Here is a 20,818-nt window from a genome sequence, read left to right on the forward strand (position 1 = left end):
CGGCGCCACGGGGAGATTCGCGCCCGGATGCGGGGTCGACGGACACCCGGAATCGGATTCGGCACCCTTTAGATGCTCTTTAATCCGTGTTCTGGAGTTCAGTACGGTTCGGTCCACACGCCCCACCAGGTACCAGGTACCAGACACCCCGTGAGGAACACTTTGGGACGCCACAGCGGAAACACCGACGACGGTCGGGACCGTCGGGAACACCACCCGGCGCCCGGCCGCAGCCGGCGCCGGCGCCGGCGCGGACGCGCCTTCATCCTGTTCGCCGCCGCCTTCGCGATCATCATCGGGCTGGGCGTCACCGGATGGTACGTACTCGACACCAGCGCCGGCTGCGGCGGCCAGGACGTCCGACTCGACGTCGCCGCCAGCCCCGAGATCGCGCCCGCCCTCCAGGAGGTCGCGGCCGAGTTCAGCGACGCGAACGAAGGCGTCGACGGGCGCTGCGTCACCGCCGAGGTGAGCGAGGCCGAGTCGGCCAGCGTCACCTACGGCATCACCGGCGCCGGCCCCGCTTCGGGCGACGCCGACTCCGACGTGTGGATCCCCGACTCCTCGATGTGGGCCAACCTGGTCAAGAACGACTCCGAGGACGTCGCCTTCTCCGACACCGGCACGTCGGTGGCCTCGTCCCCGCTGGTGCTCGCGCGCCCCTCCGAGGCCGAGATGCCCGACGAACGCCCGTCCTGGGACGCGCTCGTGCCCACCTCCGCCTCCGACCTGGAGGCCGAAGGCGACGAAGTGCACCTGGTCGACCCCGTACGCAGCTCCTCGGGCATGGCCACCCTGTCCCTGGTCGCCGACGCGATCGGCGACGAGGAGGACGACGGCCGGCCCCAGCTCGTCGCGGCGCTGCAGACCCTGCAGGCCTCCTCCTCGCCGGACCAGGCCGCGGCCTTCGAGAACCTGTCCGAGGATCCCGAGGCCTCCCGCCTGCTCGTCCTCTCCGAGCAGGCCACCTGGCGCTACAACCGCGAGCACTCCGACGCGCCCGCCCAGATCAGCTATCCCGAGGGCGGCACGTACACGCTGGACTACCCCTACATCGACCGCAGCAGCGACCCGACGGTCTCGCAGGCGGCCGAACTGTTCCGGGAGAAGCTGACCCGCAGCGCCGCCCAGAAGATCATGCGCAGGAACGGTTTCCGCACCGCCGACGGCGAAGCCGACTCCCAAGTGCTGGCCGAGGACGCCGGCTTCCAGGCGGCGCTGCCCGAGCAGCTGCCCACCCCCTCGGCCGGAGACATCCAGCGGATCACCCAGGCCTGGAACCGCCTCAAGCTCGACTCGCGGCTGCTGACCATCGTCGACGTCTCCGGCTCGATGCTGCAGACGGTGCCCGGCACCGAGATGAACCGGATGCAGCTCACCGCACAGGCGTCCATCCAGGGCCTCGACCTGTTCCCCGAGGGCTCCGAGCTGGGCATGTGGCGGTTCTCCACCACGATCAACGACGACCTCGACTACGAGGAGCTGCTGCCCATCCGGGAGCTGACCGCCGAGGTCGACGGCGGCGCCACCCAGCGGGAAGCCCTGAGGCAGCAGTGGAACTCCGTCGAGCCGGTCTCCGACGGCGACACCGGGCTCTACGACACCTACCTCGCGGCCTACCGGGAGATGTCGCGCACCTACAAAGCCGACCGGGTCAACGCCATCCTGATGCTCACCGACGGCAACAACGACGACGAGAACGGCATCAGCCTGGACGAGCTCGCCACGAAACTGGAGGAGGAGTCCTCGCCCGTCAAACCGATCCCGATCTTCACGATCGCCTTCGGCCCCGACATCGACCCGGAACCGCTGAACCGCATCGCCGAGCTCTCCGGCGGCGCCTCCTACACCACCGAGAACCCCGCGGAGATCGGCGACATCTTCCTGAAGGCGTTCTCCAACCGGCTCCAGCCCGCCGGCGGCGAAAGTGAAGACGAAGGCTGACCTGCACCGACATACGAACGGCGCGTCGGCCCCGCATCCGCATCGCCGCGGGTGCGGGGCCGGCGCGCGCCGCCCGGGTCAAGCGCGACCGATACACCATCCTTGCCCACCGCGCGGACCCTATGGACTTCGCTCTCCGCTTCGCGTACTCAAAGGGGATCGGTACGCGATGGAGCGGTGAGAGGCGGCTGCTGTGGTCGATGCATGGATGCCGGGAGTCAAACGAATCCCCTGCACCAGCCGGGCGGGGGCGCACCTCCAGGGGGGAGCGCCCCGGGCCGTGTGGCTGACGACCGAATCGGACCCGGCGGCCCTGACAGCCAGTTCCGTGGCCAAACGCCTCGTGGGCGAAGGCCGCACCGCCCACCTCGTGTGGAACCCCCGCACCGGCGAGACCGTGCAGCTGCTGCCCGCCACCGCCCCCGCCGGCGGCGAGCTGACACCGAACCTGCCCGACCGTGCCTGCGAAGGACGGGCATGCATCACCATCACGGTGATCGGATGGTCCGATGCCCCCTTTACGGACGCGCCGCTGCGCGAACTCGCGCCGATACTGAGCTGGTTGGACACCTGGGAGGTACCCAGACGCTGGCCGGCGGGCACACCGCCGGCGGGGCTGCCGAGTCCGCGCGAACGCGCCCGGGGCGAGCGCCTGTGGGCGCGCGGCGGACACTTCGGCCATTCCCAAGTCCCCGGGGCGCACGCGACGACGCCCGGCGCCGTCAGCCCCGACGTGCTCCTGGGCCGCGCCGAAGCGCTGCCGGAGCCGGCGCGGTCGGTTCCCGCCCCGCCGCCGGCGCTGCCCGTCGCCGGGTTCGACCCCGACGGGGACCGGCGCTTCGCCGGGGCGGCCAGCGGCTGAACCGGTGGCGCAGGGCGGCCGGGGGACGGCGGTCGGCTCCGGTCCGCGCCGCCGTTAGTCTGTCCGCCATGGGTGGACAGATCGAGCCAGGCTGGTACGCGGATCCGCAGGGCGGACAGGGCCTCGTGCGCTGGTGGAACGGCGACGAGTGGACACAGCATGTCCACTCCATCGCCGAACTCCAGGGGGCCGGTGCGGCCGCGGACGCCGATGACGAGGCGACCGCCGATCTCAGCGGCGCGAACCGCCCGGCGGACGACGAAGCGACAGCGCCCGACCTGGGCCCTTCCGCTCCCTCGGCGGCGGACGACGACCCCAGCACCGTGCGCATCGACCCCGGACAGCGGCCCGGCGCCGCACCGCACGCCGCCGACGACGAGCCCACCGACGACCCCGCCGCCGACGGCTCCACCATGCGTCTCGATCCCGGGGCCGCATCCGGCCACCCCGGCGGCGCACCTCCGCCGCACCGTCCCGCCGACCCCGGTTCCGCCATCGGCGACGACCCCAGCACCGTGCGCATCGACCCCGGACAGCGGCCCGGCGCCGCACCGCACGCCGCCGACGAGGAACCCACCGACGACCTCGCCGCCGACGGCTCCACCATGCGCTTCGCCCCCGGGACCGCATCCGGCCACCCCGCCGACGGCCCCAGCGCTCCCTCGCCCGAAGGAACGGCCCGCCTGGATCCGGAATCCACGGCCGTGGCGGGCGCGGGCGGCGGCGCGCCGCAGGGCGGCCCCGCCGACGGGGTCCCGGAGGCCCCGCCCGCGGGTTCGACCATGCGCATCGACCCGTTCCAGGACAACGACGAGCCCACCGACGACCTGGCGGGCGCGGGGCGCGGCTCCGGCCAGGGCGGCGGCGAGAGCGGCGCGGCGCCCAGCACCGCCGTCTTCGACCCGAACGATCCGGCTTTCACCGCGGCCGCGGGCACCGGGGCGGGGGAAGCCGGCGGTTACCCGGCCGGAGCGGCCGGAACCGCCGGTACGGAGGGCGCCGGCGGCGGAGAGAAGCGCGGCGGCCTCGGCAAGCTCTTCGGCGACCTCAAGGAGGGCTGGTCGGAGATCTCCGAGGAGCGCCGCCAGCGCAAGGAGGAAGAGGAGCGCAAGCGCGCCCAGGAGCAGGCCAAGCAGGCCCAGGAGGAGGCGCGCCGCGCCGCCGAGGCCCCGCAGCAGCAAGCCCGGCAGGAGCAGCGGGCTCCGCAGGACCAGGCCCCGCAGAGCCCGAGCGGGCCCGGTCCCGGCGCCGGCGACGCACCGGCGGGCGCTGCGCCGGGACCGGACGCTCCGGGGACGGCCTCGCCGGAACCGCAGCAGGCTCCGGGGACACCCCCGTCCGGGCCGCAGCAGCGGCCGTCCGGAGCCCAGCCGTCCTGGGGCGCTTCCGGCGGCGCCGCACCGGGCTCCGCCTACCCGCCGCCGTCGCCTCCTTCGGGGCCGCAGCAGGGCTACAACGCTCCTCCGCCGCCCTACGCCGGGCCCTCCGGCCCGCAGCAGTGGGGCGGCCCCCAGCCGGGCGGGCCCCCGAACCAGGGACCGCCTCCGCCGCAGGCCCAGCAGGGACCGCCTCCCGGCTACCCGCCCCAGGGCGCGCAACCGCCGCCCGGACCGTCCGGATCCGGGCGGGACCACCGGCCCGACCAGTACCCGATGCAGCAGGGTTACCAGGGCGGCCGGCAGCCGGCCGGGTACCCGCCGTACGGCCAGCAGCCGCCGCCCGGCCCGGGCGGCTACTCGGCGGGCGGCCCCGGCGGCCCCCAGCAGTGGGGCGGCCCGTCCGGCGGACACCAGCAGCCGTGGGGGCAGCCGCCTCCGCAGCCCCCGCAGCCTCCGCGGCAGAAGCGGAAGAAGAGCGGCTGCGGCGGATGCCTGGGCGGATGCCTGTTCATCGTGCTGCTGCTGATCGTGGCTGTCGGCGCGGCCGGCTACATGCAGTACACCGGTTCCTACGACATCCTCGGCGAGATCTTCGGCATCTACCTGTGAGCCCTGCGGGGCACCGCCCACGGGCGCGCCCCGCAGGAACCCGCCGGGACCCGTCCGGAACGGGCCGCCCCGGAGGCCGCGGCGAAGGGCGGGCCCCGCGACCGGTTCCCGGAGAGTCCCGCAGCCCCCGACGGCGACCGCCCCGCTCGCAACCCGAGCGTGCCCCGGCGGCGAGCAGGCGCCCGCACGGTCGGACGGGCTCGGAAACGACCTAAGCTGGCCGGTATGAACGACTGCTTGGTGTGGATCGACTGTGAGATGACGGGGCTCGACCTCGAGAACGACGCGCTGATCGAGGTGGCCTGCCTGATCACCGACGGCGAGCTGAACCAGCTCGACGAAGGGATCGACGTCGTCGTCAAACCGCCCCAGGCGGCGCTCGACCAGATGGGCGATTTCGTCACCCAGATGCACACCACGTCGGGGCTGCTCGACGCACTCGACGGCGGGGTCACCCTGCAGGAAGCCGAGGACCGCGTGCTGGAGCACATCCAGCGCTACGTGTCGGAGCCGAAGAAGGCGCCGCTGTGCGGCAACTCCATCGCCACCGACCGCGTCTTCCTCGCGCGCGACATGCCGCGCATCGACGACTTCCTGCACTACCGGATGGTCGACGTGTCCAGCATCAAGGAGCTGCTGCGCCGCTGGTACCCGCGTATCTACTTCGCCAGCCCGGAGAAGCACGGCGGCCACCGCGCACTGGCCGACATCACCGAGAGCATCCGTGAGCTGCGTTACTACCGCGCTGCCGCATTCGTCTCCCCGCCCGGCCCCGACAGCGCCACTGCGCGCTCCGTCGCGGCCGACGTCGTCGCAGGCGGGAACGGCCGCCAGGAGCAGCAGAACCCGTCCGGCGACGCCTCCGGCAGGTCCGGCGCAGACGCCTCCGGGACCGGGAACTGACCGGAGCACCCCTGCGCGTGGGCTAGAATCTATTCTGAACGCAGACACGGGACGGATCCCGGTCCGCGCTCATGGTGGGTGTAGCTCAGTCGGCAGAGCACTTGGTTGTGGTCCAAGAAGTCGGGGGTTCAAGTCCCCTCACTCACCCGGAGAGGAAAGGCCCCGTTCCGCGGAACGGGGCCTTTCTCATGCCGCGGGCGGATGCGGGCGCCCGCCCCGGCCGGTCAGCCGGCGGAGCGGTGGCGCACGTGGGGGCCTCCGGGAAGCCCACCACCCGGTTCGGGATCCCGTCGCAGACACGGTGAAGGTCCTGCCCCGGGCGCGGCTCCGGATCCGGCGATGCCGTCCAGGGACATACTCAGGTTGGCGTCGGCCGTACTCGGGGCCGTCCCTGACGTCGTGTCGTCCGGTCCGGCTGCCCGGAGGCAGCCACCGGGGTCGACCTCCGCGCCGCCCGTCCGCCCCTCCCCCGCCGCCTCCCTCCACAGGAGGCCGGCCGCACCGCCGCCGATCGGGGCCGCGCAGCTACGATACGGGGCCGGTCGGATCCGCTCCGCTCGGGCGTGAACCGTCCCGCCCCCGTCCGTCCTGTCGGCGGCACCACCGCGAATCGGAGGGCGGAAAAAACGAAATAGTACGCGCGGAACCGCCGACTCCGCGTTTTATCGCGGTCGAATGGAATCGAACGCGTTCACCGGATGATCATTTCCGGCGGCGCCGCCGCAGGCGGCGGCCGAGGGCGCTCCCGTGATCTCGGGATCCCCTTCGGCGGCGGCGCGACCGCCGATCCACAAGAGAGCGGACTCTTCCCCATTGATCTCAGGTGCACCGTTACTATATGCCGGGACCGTGCCACCGTGACCGTTCACCGTCCCGCGCAGAAATAGCGATCCCGACACCCCCGCCCCCGTCCTCCCCGACCGCCCCCCGCCTCCCGGGAGCATGTCACGTGACCCATGACCAGCCCAGGTCCGCGAGCGTCGTCGCGCTGCTCGCCGATGTCCCGACCACGGGACACCTCGGCGCTGCGCAGGCGCAGCGTTTCACCCTGGACGGTCATGACCCGGCCGAGCGGTCGGGCCCGTTCCTCGACTTCGCCCGCGGCCACGCCGCCCGAGGCACGAAGGTCGTCGCGCTCTACCCGCGCTGGCGCGGAGAACGCGCGCAGCGGGTGGTCGCCTTCGCCCGGGGCGCACTGCGCGAGGACACGGTGGCCGCCGTGGGGGTGGACCTCGCGCCGCTGGCGCTGTCGCTGATCGCGGACCAACTGGCCTACCTGTGCCCCTACCTGCCGCCGGGGGTGGTCGCCGGCCTGGCCGACGAGCTTCCCCGCCACACCCTGGCCGGCGGGTGGCTGCGCACCGTCGCCAACCTCTCCACCATCCCCATTTCGGTGAACCAGCACCTGGGCTCGTTCGCTCCCGGCGTCACCTACCTCGCGCTGTGCTCTCCGGTACCGCAGGTGGTGCGGGCGCCCAAGGGCGAGGCCGGCACCCGGTTTCCGTTCCACCCGCAGGAGCCCGTGCACGTGCTGCACTCCAGCGGCGGCGACGTCGACACCACGGCGTTCGAAGGGCAGGTCCTGCCGGTGCTGCAGGCGGCGGCCGTGCGGCGGCTGCCCGCCCAGCCCCTCGGCCCCCGCTACTGGGGCTCGGCCAAGTACGCCGAGTTCGTGGCTTTCAGCGCCCATCCGCGCGCGCTGACCGAACCCGCCCGCCGGGTGCGGCCCGCCGCCTGCACCTGGTGCGGCGAACCCACGATCGTCGCGGTGTGCCGGTTCTGCGGCGCCGCCAACACGGTGCCCGAACAGCCGGCCCGCGCGGCCGAGCCCGCGCCTCCGCCCACCCCCGCAGCGGCGCCCGCACCCGCACGGCCGCCGGCACCCCCGGAGCGCCCCGCAGCGGCGCAGCCGCAGCCGCCGCCCGCAGCCGACGACGACCCGCCGGTGCCCCAAGAACTGCCGCCGCTGCCCGAGGACTCCGCCCGCCCGGCGCCCGGCCCGGACGCGCCGCCGGGGCCTGCGGGCCCGGCCGGCGCGCCCCCGCCCGGTACCCCCGGGTGGAAGCAGGATGTGCCCTCCGTCCCCCGTTCCCCCGAATGAGCGCCCATGGCCCGCCCCGGCCGGCGCCGACACCCGTAGCGGCCGCGAGGCCCCGTCCGCGTAGAAACGGAGCGCCATGAACCCTCGTCAACGGCGCGGCATCCTGCTCATGATCGTCGCCGCGATCGGCGGTATCGCCGTGTTCCTCACGGTGGTGTCGTACATGAGCATGCTCAACGACGAGCTGGGCAGCTCCCGCACCGCCCTGCGCCTGACCCAGGACGTCCAGCCCTACGACGAGCTCTCGCCGGACATGGTGGAGCAGTACGAGGTCCCCGCGCGGTACTTCGACGCCGAGACGTTCATCGGCGACTTCACCGAGCTCCGCGAGGAGGCCGACCGGCTGCCGGTGGCCTCCAGCGCCCTGCGCGAAGGCGAACTGCTGCAGCACAGCATGGTCATCGCCGCCCCGGACCTCGAAGAGGGCGAACGCGAGATCGCCATCATGGTCGACGCCGAGACCGGTGTGGCCGGCAAGGTCGACCGCCAGTCGCGGGTGGACGTCTACGCCACGTTCAACCCCGGTGAGGGCCAGCCGGAAGCCTGCGCCTACCGCGTGCTGACCGACATCGAGATCCTCGACATCGGCGACGTCGGCTCCACCATCGACGAGAACACCGGCGGCACCAACGACGTGGTGCCGGTGACGTTCCGGCTCAGCCCCGACCAGGCGCTGAACCTCACCTACGCCGAGGCGTTCTCCAGCAGCCTGCGCTTGGCCGCGGTCAGCCCGCAGGGCTCCGGTGACCCCGGCGGCCTGGAGTTCTGCTCCGGCGACCAGCTCGACGCGATCGACGCGCAGTCCGACGGCTCCGGCTCCTCCGAAAACGCCGACTCCTCGGGCCTGCCGGGCGACGCGCAGGAGGACGCCCCGCTCCCGCAGTCCGAGCAGACCGGGGGCGAGTGATGAGCGGCTACCAGGTGATGCTCGGCGTCCCCGCCGGCGAGGTCGAGGACGCGCTGCGGTCGCGCCTGGACGAACTCCTCGACACCGAGGTCGTGGGCGTGCACCGCACCTCCGAGGAGATCGCCGACAGCGTCGGCCAGGTCCCCACACTCGACGTCGTGCTGGTGCACGAGCACATCGGCCCGCAGCCGGTGTTCGACCTGATCCGCGAGCTCTCGCGCAGCCGCCCGCAGCTCGCGGTCATCCTCGTGGTCGACCGGATCGACTCCGACACCTTCACCGACGCCATGGAGGCGGGTGCGCGCAGCGTGCTGCCGGCCCAGGCGGGAGTCGAACAGGTGTCCCAGCGGGTCACCGCCGCCGCCGACTGGTCGCGCACCCTGCGCCGCCACCTGGAGGCGGCGTCGCTGGACGTCCCGATGGACGGCCGCAAGGGCTCCATCGTCACGTTCAGCGGCGCCAAAGGCGGCGTGGGCACCACCACCGCCGCCGTCCACCTGGCGCGCGCGGCGGCCCGGTCGGGGCGCATGGTGTGCCTGGTCGACCTCGACCTGCAGTCGGGCGACATCCCCGGCTACTTCGACCTCAAGCACCGGCGCAGCATCGCCGACCTGGTCGAGGCCGCCGACGACATCAGCGCCTCCATGCTCGCCGACACCCTGTACGTCCACCCCGAGGGCCTGCACATCCTGCTCGCGCCGCACGACGGGGAGCGCGGCGAGGACGTCACCGGCCGGGCCGCCCGCCAGATCCTGGGGGCGCTGCGGTCACGCTACGACCTCGTGCTGGTCGACTGCGGCGCCGCCACCACCGAGGCCGGCGCGATGGCGGTGGAGCTCGCCGACACCGCCGTACTGACGGTGACGCCCGACCTTCCGGCGCTGCGGGCGGCCCAGCGCGTCGTCGCGATGTGGGGCCGGCTGCAGATCCGCGACTCCCACGAGACCACGGCGCTGCTGATGCGCCACAGCCGCAAGAACGAGATCCAACCGGACTTCGCCCGCAAGCTGCTGGCCACCCCGATCCTGCGCACCGCCGTTCCGGCGGCCTACCGGGCGGTGGAGGAGGCGTCCAACACCGGCGACCCCGCGCGCCTGACCGACGAGGGCCTGGTGCGCTCCTTCGCCCAGGCCGCCGCCGAGCTGGGGCTGCTGCAGCGGTCCGAGACCCCCGACGGCCGCGACGGCGCCGCCGAGCCCGGCCCCCCCGGCACACCGGGGGCGGCCACCGGACCCGGCGTGGCCGGTGCGCCGGGCGCGACCGGCCCGCACACCGATACGGGCGCGCGCCGGGGCCGCACCCGGCGGCGGCGCGGCGACTCCGGAGCGCTGTTCGTGGAGTTCGCCGCCACCCTCCCCTTCGTCGGGCTGGCGCTGCTGGTGACCTGGCAGATCCTGCTGGTGGGGCTGACGGGCATGTTCGCTTCGCACGCCGCCAACGAGGGCGCCCGCCAAGCCGCGATCGACGCCTCCGACCACGAAGCCGTCGCCGAACAGGCGGCCAAGCGCGTCAGCCCGCCGTGGAACGCCGACGGCACGCTCGACGTACAGGTCGTCGGCACTGACGCCGGACGGGCGGTGCAGGTCAGCATCGCCACCCCGGTGTTCCTGCCGGGCGTCGACGGCCCGTGGGACATCAGCAGCCGGTCGCTGGTCGTCCCCGAGGACTCCGGCGATCCCGCTGCACAGACCGCGCCGCCGGCCGGGGAGGACGACGATGCCTGAGCCGCGACCGGGCACCGCCCCCGCCCGGCCGCACGGGCGCGCAACGGCGCCCGGCCGGTGCGCGCACCGGCGCCCCCGCAGCGACCGCGGCTCCCAGATCCTGGAGTTCGCTGCCTACTTCCCGCTGTTCATCCTGGTCGCCACGATCGCGCTGGAGACCTTCTTCGCGTTCGTCGCGGCCGAACGCATGGAGCACGCCGCGCGCGCCGCCGCCCGCGCGGCTGGCACCCGGGGCGTCGCCGGCGCCGAGTCCACCGCGCGCGCCGCGCTGCCGTCGTGGCTGTCGGGCGCCGACGTGGCCGTGGGCGGCGACGGCCGAGGCGGCTACTACACCGAGATCACCGTCGACTTCCCCCTGATGTTTCCCACCCCCGGCTTCGACCTCGACCTGTCGCGGCGCGTGGAGATGCCGCTGTGACCGCCCCGACCCCGCGCACGCGCCCCGCCTCACCACCGCCGTCCGACCGCAGGTAGCGCCATGGGACTCAAAGACCGCCTCACCGACGACCACGCCCACGAGCACCAGACCGACCAGATCGCGCACTGGCGCCAGCGGCTGCTGCGCGAGGTCAACCTCGACGACATGGCCACGCTCAGCCTGGACCAGCGCCGCACCCGGTTGGAGAAGGTCGTCGGCCACATCATCTCCCGCGAAGGCCCGGTGCTCAGCGACCGCGAACGCAGCGGCCTGGTGCGCCGCGTCGTCGACGAGGCACTGGGCCTGGGGGTGCTGGAGCCGCTGCTGGCCGACGAGAGCATCACCGAGATCATGGTGAACGGCCCCGACAACGTCTACGTGGAGCAGCGCGGGCGGGTGCACCGCATCGACACCGCCTTCACCAGCGAAGAGCAGCTGATGCAGACGATCGACCGGATCGTGTCGCAGGTGAACCGGCGGATCGACGAGTCCAGCCCGATGGTGGACGCGCGGCTGCCCACCGGCGAGCGCGTCAACGTGATCATTCCGCCGCTGTCGCTGAGCGGGCCGATCATCACCATCCGGCGCTTCCCGAAGCCGTTCACCGTCGAGGAGCTGGTTGCGCGCGGCAGCGTCGACGGCACGACCGCGGTGCTGCTGGCGTCGCTGGTGCGGGCGCGGTTCAACGTGATCATCTCGGGCGGTACCGGCACCGGGAAGACGACGTTCCTCAACGCGCTGTCCAGCTTCGTCCCGACCGACGAGCGGGTGGTCACCATCGAGGACTCCGCGGAGCTGCAACTGCAGCAGGAGCACGTGATCCGGCTGGAGTCGCGCCCGCCCAACATCGAGGGCACCGGCCAGGTCACCATCCGCGACCTGGTGCGCAACTCGCTGCGGATGCGCCCGGACCGGATCATCGTCGGCGAAGTCCGCGGGCAGGAGACGCTGGACATGATGCAGGCGATGAACACCGGCCACGACGGGTCGCTGGCCACGGTGCACGCCAACTCCGCCGAGGACGCGGTGTACCGGCTGCTGACGCTGGCCTCGATGTCGGAGGTGCGGATCCCCTTCGAGGCGCTGCGCGACCAGATCAACGCGGCGGTGGACGTCATCGTGCACCTGAGCCGCTACCCGGACGGATCCCGCCGGGTGTCGCAGGTGGGGGTGGTGGCGTCGCGGCGCGACGAGGAGTTCCGGTTGGAGCCGCTGCTGCGGTTCGTGCCGCCGGCCCCCGAGCACGGCGGAGGCGACACGGCCGAGGGCGAATTCCACCGCTACCCGCTGCCGCACCGGGTGGCCGCGCGCATCCGCGCGGCGGGCGAATCGGTGCCGGCGGCGTTCGGGGTGCAGGCGGACGGCGGCCACCGGCCCGCCCCCGCGCCCACGTCCGGGGAGGTGGCGCCGTGATCTACACGACGGTGATCCTGGTTTCGGCGGCGGTGGTGATCCTCCTGTTCGTCGCCGGGCTGGTGCTGTTCATCGACGGTGCGGTGCAGCGGCGCCAGCTGGCGTCGCGCAGCGCGCTGCACGAGGCCGAGCGCCGCGCCAACACCCCGCTGGCGCGGCTGGACGTGGCGCTGCGGCGCACCGAGCCCGGCCGGCGCGTGGAGAACCGGTTGGCGCGGGCCGGGGTGAAGGTGCGGGTCGCCACGTTCGTGGTGGGGATGGCGGCGGCAGCGGTGCTGGCCGTCGTGTTCGTGTGGCAGGCGCTGGCGCCGGTGTTCGGGCTGGCGGCGGCGTTCGGGGTGGGGTTCGCGTTCTTCGCCTACCTGAAGCGCCAGGAGGAGCGCCGCAAGGAGGTGTTCACCGCCCAGCTGCCGGAGCTGGCGCGGGTGCTGTCCAACGCCACCCAGGCCGGGTTGGCGCTGCCGACGGCGATCGACATGGCGGCCGAGGAGCTCGACGACCCGGCGGGGTCGGAGCTGCGGCGCGTCGCGGAGTCGATGAAGCTGGGTCTGCCGTTCGAAGAGGCCGTGAACGAGCTGCGCGAACGCATGCCGTCCCGGGAGATCGGGGTGCTGATCTCGACGCTGCTGGTGTCGTCGCGGTCGGGCGGTGCGCTGGTGTCGGCGCTGCGGTCGATCTCGCAGACCCTGGAGGAGCGCAAGGAGTCCCGCCGCGAGGTGCAGACCATCCTCACCGAGACCACGTCGACGGCGTGGGCGCTGCTGGCGATGGGAGTGGGGGCGCTGTTCCTGGTCAACATGCTCCAGCCCGACGCCATCCGCACGATGACCGAGAGCGCAGCGGGGACGCTGGTGCTGGCGGTGTCGTGCGGGCTGTTCTTGACCGGGTTCGCGCTGGTCCGGCGCATCACCACGCGCATCGACCTGTGACGGCCGTCCCCCGAGCCTGGGAGCTCTCATGACGTTGGTGTTCATCCTCGCGCTGGGCTTCGGCGGCGCCGCGGCCGTCGCCCTGTTCTGCTGGGGGCTGTACCTGTTCACTCGCACGAGCGAGGTGGCCGGCGACACCGCGCCCGCGGCGCCCCGGCGCAAACGCGAGACGGCGTTCATTCTGAACCGGGTCACCGAGCTGGTCGGGCGGCCGCTCCGGCCGGCGGTGCGCGAACTGGTCAGCGAGGAGCGCCAGGAGTCCATCCAGCTGCGCATCGACGCCGCGGGCCGGCCGGAAGGGCTGACGGTCGACCGGTACTTGCAGCGCAAGACCGGAGAGGTGCTGCTGTACAGCGGCATCGCGCTGCTGCTGGTGGTGCGCGACCAGGCGATGCTGGGCCTGCTGGTGCTGGCGTTCGTGTTGCTCAGCGACGCGGAGCTGCTGCTGAAGAAGCAGAAGCGCCAGGACGACATCCAGCGCCAGCTCCCGGATTTCCTGGATGTGCTGGCGGTGAGTGTGGGGGCGGGGCTGGCGTTCCGCCAGGCGATCGCGCGGGTGTGCGACTCGATGCCGGGCACGCTGTCCGACGAGTTCCGGCTGGTGCTGCGCCAGATGGATCTGGGCACGAGCCGCAAAGACGCCTTCCAGGCGCTGCGCCGACGCAACTCCAATGAAGCCCTGGGCAAATTCGTCACGGCCATCCAGCAATCCGAGGAACTCGGGGCGCCGCTGTCGCACACCCTGCTGACCATCGGCCAGGACATGCGCCGGCAGGACGCCCAGTACATGCGGCGCAAGGCCCAGCGGATCAACCCGCGGGTCACGGGGATCACGGCGGCGACCATGCTGCCGGGGCTGCTTCTGCTGGTGGGCGGCGCGATGATCTTGGGATCGGGGGTCGACTTCGGAGGCGTCTTCACGGGATGAGTCATCCACAATCGGCAGCATCCTCTACACAACAGCGCTCGCGCTGCGTAAATTGATGACGACCGCCGGGGCTACCCTGACCCCCGCACAGCTTCCGGGAGGGCTGAATGCGAAAGCTGATGGTGAACCTGCACATGCATACGCGGGATTTGATCTTGAGAAGGCTGGCGCAGACCAAGCATGATCACGGCGCCAGCATCCTGGAGTACGCGGCGGTGATCGTGCTGGTGGCGGGAGTCGCTATTGCGCTGTTGCAGTTGCAGGTGTTCGACAATCTTGTTAACAGGATCCAGGTCAGGGTCAATGAGGTACTGACTGCAATGGAATAAATATACTCCCGAGGAAAAATATATGCGACGCGTTACCGGAAAGGCGCATTGCGATCGAGGACAGGCGAACCTGTTTCTTCTTATAGGTCTAACCCTGTCACTCGTAGCAATCATGCTTCTTTTCGTGCGGGTCGGCAACGCCAACGAGTTGCGAACCGAGGCGCAGGCAGCAGCTGACGCTGCGGCGTTCGCAGCTGCCGGTATCGCTCGGGACTCGGTAGCGGAGAGAATATCGAACAATGAGCTTCCTTATAGCCGCCTGTACGATCCCGGGCGCGGACGCAGCGCCGCAGAGCACTATGCCGATCAGAACGGCGCCGTACTCGACAGCATCCGCGCAAGCGATGACAGCCAAGGCAACCTGGGGAACATCGTCCGCGTCGAGGTTCACAGCGCACGCTGCCAGGAAGAGCTCAAGGGCGACAGAAGCCGCGCATGGACAGATATTCAATGCGATGAACCGGACCCGGACAGCAATCATACCGGAAATGCTGCTGCTATAGTCAAAGTAACGATTCCGGACTGTCAATACGAATTCGGAGGAATCGAAATTGCCGGACTATCCTGCGACGGAATATCGGTCGAGAGCTTCGCCCATGCGCAACAACTGATCGACGTCGCCCTCGTCGAAGAGGAAGGTCAGTACATCTACAATCCACCAGGTTTTTAGAAGTTCCTTCGATACCGTATCCCGGAAGGCCGCAACGTGCGTTTTCAGAGCTTTAGAGGCCTAACCCCGGTCAGACTTCCTGCAAGGGCTATCGCCTTTGTGCTGGGGATGACGCTGATGACGTCCTGCGTCACCTCCGACGGAGGACAAAATACTCCTGACGACAGCGGAGACGACCAGGTCGACCAACAAGACTCTGAGCAGCCATCTGGAAAAGACCAGCCCCCCGAAGATCCGGTTGCACAATCGATTACGTCATCAACGAAGATCGGCACTAACTTCCGCGTCGAGGTGATTTCACTTGACAAGCATGATGATGACTTTGCCGTCGTCAGGTTCTCGATGGCAAACCTCAGTGACTCTGAAGACGCATATACCCTGACACCACCAAAGGACAGGGACAACCCCTCTGACTTTCAGTCGATGACACTGATCGACACAAGAAACCAGACGAAGCATATACCCCTATTCTATAAGAACGGGGAATGCTTTTGCGGAAAATGGAACAAGACAAGTCTCGCTCCAGGCGATCGCATGACCACGTGGCTGGCCTTCCCAGCACCTCCGGATGACGTCGACTCAATGACGCTTCTGACGGCCGTAACTCCTCCCATCTTGGATATCCCGATAACGGATGCCACTACCAACCAGCCCGCGGACGGCGAGCTGGCCGACCCACGAATCTGGGACCTCCACAGCTTCTCCGAGGAAGTAGACGGCACCAAGAGCCGAGAAGAGACACCCGATCAGATGGCTGTTTCACTCTCCTCCGACGTTCTCTTCGACCTCAACGAGTCAGATCTCAACGAGGATGCTGATCAGATCCTTGAACAGGTCTCCAAGGAGATCGATAATTCTTCCGCCACAAGCGTTAGCATCGATGGTCACACTGATAACACCGGCACTGACTCGGTCAATATCCCTCTTTCCGAAGAGCGTGCCGAGGTTACCAAGAATCGAATTTCGAGACTTACGTCCAATTCGGACATCACATACGAAGTTGACGGCCATGGATCCACAGATCCTATCGCATCGAACGACACCGATAAAGGTCGAGCAAAAAACCGCCGCGTCACTATTACATTCAACAAATGAGGGAAAACATGAGGCCCTCTCATCTTAGACGATTCGCTTCCATGCTCATGACAACACTCGTGGCGACCGTTTTTGTGTCGAGCGCGTCGGCTGATTCGGAACAGGATCCATCCCCCGCACTCCCCACAGAGGAAAGCGCGCCATCACCCGTCGCCACCGCAGAAAGCAATGAGTCGAAAGAAGATATTGAAGATACTTCCGTGGATATTCTATCCATCGAAAAATCTAAAGGAAGCCGGTTTACAGCACTGACGGCTCGCATTACCAACAACGGACTCGACAACCTTCCCATGAGCGCTTTCGACAATGATGTCTACGACTACAGAGAAGCACAGCCCAGCGGAATCAAACTCGATGTAGCCGGACAGACGCGCCACCACCCGATTATGGACGCCGAGAAATACTGCCTTTGCTCGGGCTACGCATCACGAACACCCTTCGTCCCGATCATTCAACCAAACGAATCAGTCGACTACTGGATGCTGTACAACCTGCCCGCCGACACGCAACAGGTCACCGTCGAAATCCCCGGGTTCGATCCCATCGAGGACGTTCCTGTCGAGTGAAGGTCTTCTGACGTGAGGAGGGTTGTCCCGGTGTCGGTAGCGAAAAGGGCGAAAAGAGCGCTCGCGCGGCTGCACGGGCATGGGAGTGAGCGCGGGGCTTCGATTCTGGAGACCGCGGCGTTGGTGTCCATCGCCGCCGTCATCGTGATCGGCCTGTCGACGACCTCGATCGGGGACGTCCTCCACGACGCCACCCGGAAATACGTCTGCCGCGTCGAAGGCCCCGAGTGCGGGGGCGACACCTGGGTCGAGGAGGAACGCCCGGAGAAGCCCGAAGAGTACTCCTGGAACCTCGCGAGCGCCTGGGACGGCGAAATCCAGGGTGAAGGCAGCGCCCGCGTCGCGATCGAGTTCGCGCTCGCGCAGCAGGGCAAGCCCTACCAGTGGGGCGCGTCCGGGCGACGCGCCTACGACTGCTCCTCGCTGATGCAGGAGGCCTGGCGCGAAGCCGGCGTCTCCCTGCCGCGTACGACGTGGGATCAGCAGGACGCGCTGCAGCAGGTCCCCAAGAGCGACCTGCAGCCCGGCGACCTCATCTTTCTACACACCATGCCGGAGGACTACCCGCCGCCGAGCCACGTGGGCATGTACATCGGCGACGGCCAGATGGTGCACGCCGGCGACCCCGTGAACGTCACGCAGGTCATCGGCAATCCCCGCTGGGAGTCCATCTGGGTCGGCGCTGGCCGCGTCCCACAGGGCTGACTTCCGCTCACCCCGATCTGATCCACCCGCCGTCCACGCACCGCCCGCCCGGATGCCCCTCCCACACCCCCCGGCCTTCGAGCCCCGATCCCGATGCCTGACTCCCGACCCCTGCCCCCGCCCCCTGATCTCCGATCCCTGATCGCCGCCCCCGTCCCGGCCCCATCCCCGACCTCCTCCTGACCGGATCCGCCCACCTCCGGGTGCCGTATCGCCGACTCCGTGCCGCGCGGCCCGCTTCCCGCCCCACGGACGACGCCGCCCAGCCCCGGCTCTCGCTTCTGCACCGCATTCCGCGCCCCTTGTTGCGAGGCCGACCATGGCTGCCCGTGCCCGCCCACGCTCCCGGCACCCGCTACTCCCCCGCCCGCCGCGCCGCCGGCACCCCCGCCGCCCGCTGAGCGCCGCCGCCGACGATCGGGGGGCCGCAGCCCTCGACTACGCGGCCGTCGTCGTCCTCGCCTGCGCGCTGGCCACCGGCCTCGCCGGCACCACGGATTTCGGACAGCGGATCGTCGCCGAGATCCGGCGCGCCGTCTGCGGCGCCCTCGACCTCGGCGACTGCGCGGGGCGCCCCGGCGACGCCGACGGATTCGTCCCGGAACCCTGCACCACCGACACGCAGCAGGTCAGCTCGTCGGTCGGCGTCTCGGTCGCGGCGAGCCAGGACGGGCAGGTGCGCATCGCCGAACGTGTGAACTCCGACGGCACGGCGGAGGTCGCGCTGACCCACCGGTTGGAGGGCGCCGCCGACGCGCCCAGTCCGCTGCACTGGGGCGCCGAACTGGGCCCGCTCGCCGAGGCCGAGGCCGGGCTCGCGGCAGGCGTGCACGGCGGCGCCTCCGCCACCCGCGTCTGGACCTTCCCCACCGAGCGGGAAGCCGACCGCTTCCGCGAACGGGTGGCCCGCGCCGAACACCTGGAGAACCTCGGCTCCGACAGCGGGGCTTTCGACGCGCTCGGCTCCCGGATCGTCGGCTTCGCAGCCGACCGGTTCGGCGCCGACGCCGTCACCCTGCCACCTCCCGACCGCCGGGACGTGTCGGTGAGCGGAGGGCTCCACCTGTCCGGCGAGGCGGGCGCGTCGGTGGGCGTGCGCGGCCGGGGCTCCTCCGGCGGAGGCGACGCCGATCCCGACACCCCGGGTACCGGCGCCCCGACTCCCGAGAGGCCGGCCACTGACGCCCCGGGTATCCAGGACCCCGATACCTCCGACGACGCCGTCAGCACCGGGCTCGACCTGCTGCACGTGGTCTCCGCCGGCGCCGAGGGCGACGCGGTGCTCACCGAGTCCCGCGACGAGCGCAGCGGCACCGTGTCGCGCACCGTGGGCTTCGAGTTCGCGGAGTCGGGCGAGGTCGGCCCGCTGGTGCCCGAGTCCGTGCTGACCCCCGACGACGCGCGCACCGGCCTCACCGGCGCCTCCCTGACGACCGTCCGCGACAGCGGCACCGGGGAGTTGACCGGGGTCGCGATCGAGACGGTCAACGCCGACGGCGACGGCGGACACGTCGTGGGCACGGCCCGCCTGGAGGTGACCGACGCGAACCGGGCGGCGGTGCGCCGCCGGCTCGACGCGGGCGAGCCGCTGCTGGCTCTGACGTTCCTGTCCACCACCGGCCGCCCCACGGACACGGCCTCGCCCCGCGCCGGAGACAGCGACCGCGTCGGCGAGTTCGACCGGTTGCTGTTCCGCGAGGGCACCTACAGCTCGGTCCGCTACGCGACCGCCTCCGACGGCCGGGAGTTCAGCGCCGACGCGACGCTGAGCGGCCTGTCGTTCGGCGGAGCCACGGGGTGGAAGTCGGCCACGCGCACGGCCACGGGCGCCCGCTACCTGGCCAGACCCGGGCCGGGCGGCCGCCGCGAGCTCGTCCCGTTCGAGGACTGCGCCGGATGACCCGCCCCGCACCGGAAACACCCGTGGGAAGGGACGGAGCCGCGATCATGGACCTCGTCCGCGCTTGGGCGGCCGGCGCCGGCGTGTGGTCGGCCTGGGCGGTGGTCAGCACGCTGCTGCACCTGTGGCTGCTGCCGCTCGGCGCGCTCGACACGTGGCATCTGCGGGTGCCGTGGGTCGCCCTCACCACGCTGACCGGCTACACGCTGGTGGCGTTCGCGGCCGGCCGGGCCCACCGCCCCGGCACCCGTAGCGGCGCGCCCGTTCGGCCCGGTCGCCGCGCTGCGGCGGTGTGGACGCTGCCCGCCGCCGGCGCGGCCCTGGAGGCGGGAACCGCTTTCACCCCCGGGGCCGCGCCGGCCGACTTCGCCGCGCTCGCCGTCGCTACCGGCGCGCTCGCGGCGGGCACCGCGCTGGGATCGGCCGCCGACCGGCGCCTCCGCCGCCGGGGCGACCGGCCCGGCGGGGGTCAGTCACCGCGGTCGAGCAGGCTGCCCAGGCGCCGCTGAATCTCCAGCGCCGTCTCACGCACGCGCCCCAGCCAGAACACGCGGTCCTCGGTGGCCGCCACGAGCTCGTCGACGAGGCTTTCCAGTTCGGCGCGCTCGTTCGGCGACAGCTCGGACCCGTCCCGCTGCCGGGGCACCACCGGTTCGGCCTCGTCCGCACTCATCGGCCCACCTCCGCGAACGCCGACGTGGCGAGGAGGTCGAACTCCGCCTGCCAGTCGACCGGGCCGATGCGGACGCGGTCCAGCACGGAGGCGGCGTAGGACCGCACCCGCGGCGCGCTCCGCGCCCGCGCGGCCGGGACACCGGCAGCGGCGGCGGAGTCCGCAGGCACCGGCGCATACGCCCGCACCCGCGGCGTCACCCGCCGGGGCATACGACGGGACACACGAAGCGCCGCATTCTCGATAAGGTCGAGCATGTCATCAGCTCCTCGATAGCTGGTGGCCATGCCCTCGGACGCCTGGCCGCGTCGCGAGGGCTCTTCTATGAAAGCGTAAAGGAACCCTACTACCCACGTCTACCCCCGTGGGTAGCTATGGTGGGGAGTGGCCCCGCAACTACGGTCAATGGTCATGACGATCGACCGGGAAGGCCCTGTTCCGCCCTATCTCCAGATCGCGGCCGTTCTGCGCACGCGTATCGCGGACGGATCGATCCCTCCCGGTCGCCGCATCCCGAGCCTGGTGGAGCTCGAAGCGGAGTTCCAGGCCGCGCGGGACACCTTGCGCAAGGCGATCCAGGTCCTGAAGGACGAAGGGCTTGTCGAGACCGTCCAAGGAATGGGCATCTTCGTCGTCTCCGACGGGCCGAAGTCCGACTGACACGCGCGCCCCGTACACGCACCGCCCCACCGCTCCCGCTGCCCACCCCCCCCCCCCCCCGCCTACCCTGCGTCGATCTTGTAGCTACGGACACTGGAAACCG

Annotated in this window: 20 protein-coding genes and 1 tRNA gene; 20 read left to right on the top strand and 1 reads right to left on the bottom strand. The window is 70.9% G+C overall.

The window, feature by feature from the left end:
- Positions 1 to 150 precede the first annotated feature (150 nt).
- From HNR25_RS05195 to HNR25_RS05285, 19 genes are all read left to right on the top strand, one after another.
- Positions 151 to 1,944: a substrate-binding and VWA domain-containing protein gene (locus HNR25_RS05195; RefSeq protein ID WP_312862373.1), complete on the top strand. Its 1,794-nt coding sequence runs from the start codon at positions 151 to 153 to the stop codon at positions 1,942 to 1,944.
- A 280-nt stretch (positions 1,945 to 2,224) separates the two neighbouring features.
- Entirely contained in the window at positions 2,225 to 2,806 is a 582-nt protein-coding gene (locus tag HNR25_RS05200; RefSeq protein WP_184633586.1) for a hypothetical protein, read from the top strand.
- Between the two features lie 68 nt (positions 2,807 to 2,874).
- Positions 2,875 to 4,794, top strand: a complete 1,920-nt coding sequence (locus tag HNR25_RS05205) for a DUF2510 domain-containing protein (protein WP_184633587.1) — start codon at positions 2,875 to 2,877, stop codon at positions 4,792 to 4,794.
- A 225-nt stretch (positions 4,795 to 5,019) separates the two neighbouring features.
- Positions 5,020 to 5,697, top strand: coding sequence for an oligoribonuclease (gene orn, locus HNR25_RS05210; RefSeq protein ID WP_184633588.1), 678 nt, complete (start codon positions 5,020 to 5,022; stop codon positions 5,695 to 5,697).
- A 74-nt stretch (positions 5,698 to 5,771) separates the two neighbouring features.
- Positions 5,772 to 5,844: transfer RNA gene (locus tag HNR25_RS05215), tRNA-His, on the top strand.
- Between the two features lie 802 nt (positions 5,845 to 6,646).
- On the top strand, positions 6,647 to 7,798 hold the full coding sequence (locus HNR25_RS05220; protein ID WP_184633589.1) for a hypothetical protein: 1,152 nt from the start codon (positions 6,647 to 6,649) through the stop codon (positions 7,796 to 7,798).
- 76 nt (positions 7,799 to 7,874) lie between these two features.
- Entirely contained in the window at positions 7,875 to 8,705 is an 831-nt protein-coding gene (gene cpaB, locus HNR25_RS05225; RefSeq protein WP_184633590.1) for a Flp pilus assembly protein CpaB, read from the top strand.
- On the top strand, positions 8,705 to 10,429 hold the full coding sequence (locus HNR25_RS05230; RefSeq protein WP_184633591.1) for an AAA family ATPase: 1,725 nt from the start codon (positions 8,705 to 8,707) through the stop codon (positions 10,427 to 10,429). The genes cpaB and HNR25_RS05230 overlap by 1 nt, the downstream gene beginning before the upstream one ends.
- Positions 10,422 to 10,847: a TadE/TadG family type IV pilus assembly protein gene (locus HNR25_RS05235; RefSeq protein ID WP_184633592.1), complete on the top strand. Its 426-nt coding sequence runs from the start codon at positions 10,422 to 10,424 to the stop codon at positions 10,845 to 10,847. Before HNR25_RS05230 ends, HNR25_RS05235 begins: the two co-directional genes overlap by 8 nt.
- Positions 10,848 to 10,907: 60 nt before the next feature.
- On the top strand, positions 10,908 to 12,260 hold the full coding sequence (locus tag HNR25_RS05240; RefSeq protein ID WP_184633593.1) for a TadA family conjugal transfer-associated ATPase: 1,353 nt from the start codon (positions 10,908 to 10,910) through the stop codon (positions 12,258 to 12,260).
- Complete coding sequence (locus HNR25_RS05245) at positions 12,257 to 13,189, top strand: type II secretion system F family protein (RefSeq protein WP_184633594.1); 933 nt, start codon at positions 12,257 to 12,259, stop codon at positions 13,187 to 13,189. The genes HNR25_RS05240 and HNR25_RS05245 overlap by 4 nt, the downstream gene beginning before the upstream one ends.
- Before the next feature lie 28 nt (positions 13,190 to 13,217).
- A complete protein-coding gene (locus HNR25_RS05250; RefSeq protein ID WP_184633595.1) occupies positions 13,218 to 14,117 on the top strand; it encodes a type II secretion system F family protein in 900 nt (299 codons plus the stop codon).
- A 107-nt stretch (positions 14,118 to 14,224) separates the two neighbouring features.
- A complete protein-coding gene (locus tag HNR25_RS05255; protein ID WP_184633596.1) occupies positions 14,225 to 14,446 on the top strand; it encodes a hypothetical protein in 222 nt (73 codons plus the stop codon).
- 22 nt (positions 14,447 to 14,468) lie between these two features.
- Positions 14,469 to 15,116, top strand: a complete 648-nt coding sequence (locus HNR25_RS05260) for a pilus assembly protein TadG-related protein (protein WP_184633597.1) — start codon at positions 14,469 to 14,471, stop codon at positions 15,114 to 15,116.
- Between the two features lie 36 nt (positions 15,117 to 15,152).
- Positions 15,153 to 16,211 carry an OmpA family protein gene (locus tag HNR25_RS26750; RefSeq protein WP_312862374.1) on the top strand — a complete coding sequence of 353 codons (1,059 nt, stop codon included), beginning with the start codon at positions 15,153 to 15,155 and terminating at the stop codon, positions 16,209 to 16,211.
- Between the two features lie 47 nt (positions 16,212 to 16,258).
- Positions 16,259 to 16,777, top strand: a complete 519-nt coding sequence (locus HNR25_RS05270) for a DUF4352 domain-containing protein (protein WP_184633598.1) — start codon at positions 16,259 to 16,261, stop codon at positions 16,775 to 16,777.
- A 123-nt stretch (positions 16,778 to 16,900) separates the two neighbouring features.
- Positions 16,901 to 17,482: a C40 family peptidase gene (locus tag HNR25_RS05275; protein WP_312862375.1), complete on the top strand. Its 582-nt coding sequence runs from the start codon at positions 16,901 to 16,903 to the stop codon at positions 17,480 to 17,482.
- 319 nt (positions 17,483 to 17,801) lie between these two features.
- A complete protein-coding gene (locus tag HNR25_RS05280; RefSeq protein ID WP_184633600.1) occupies positions 17,802 to 19,382 on the top strand; it encodes a hypothetical protein in 1,581 nt (526 codons plus the stop codon).
- A 23-nt stretch (positions 19,383 to 19,405) separates the two neighbouring features.
- The gene (locus tag HNR25_RS05285; protein ID WP_184633601.1) at positions 19,406 to 19,891 is read left to right on the top strand and encodes a hypothetical protein; all 486 of its coding nucleotides are present in this window, start codon (positions 19,406 to 19,408) and stop codon (positions 19,889 to 19,891) included.
- On the opposite strand, the gene HNR25_RS05290 is transcribed toward HNR25_RS05285, so the two are convergent.
- Positions 19,852 to 20,055 (bottom strand): hypothetical protein, encoded by a 204-nt coding sequence (locus HNR25_RS05290; RefSeq protein ID WP_184633602.1) that lies wholly within the window; start codon positions 20,053 to 20,055, stop codon positions 19,852 to 19,854. The genes HNR25_RS05285 and HNR25_RS05290 overlap by 40 nt on opposite strands.
- Before the next feature lie 411 nt (positions 20,056 to 20,466).
- Here HNR25_RS05290 and HNR25_RS05295 point away from each other — a divergent pair, with 411 nt between their 5' ends.
- On the top strand, positions 20,467 to 20,715 hold the full coding sequence (locus HNR25_RS05295; RefSeq protein ID WP_184633603.1) for a GntR family transcriptional regulator: 249 nt from the start codon (positions 20,467 to 20,469) through the stop codon (positions 20,713 to 20,715).
- Positions 20,716 to 20,818 lie beyond the last annotated feature (103 nt).

Source organism: Streptomonospora salina, from assembly GCF_014204715.1.
Lineage (GTDB): Bacteria > Actinomycetota > Actinomycetes > Streptosporangiales > Streptosporangiaceae > Streptomonospora > Streptomonospora salina.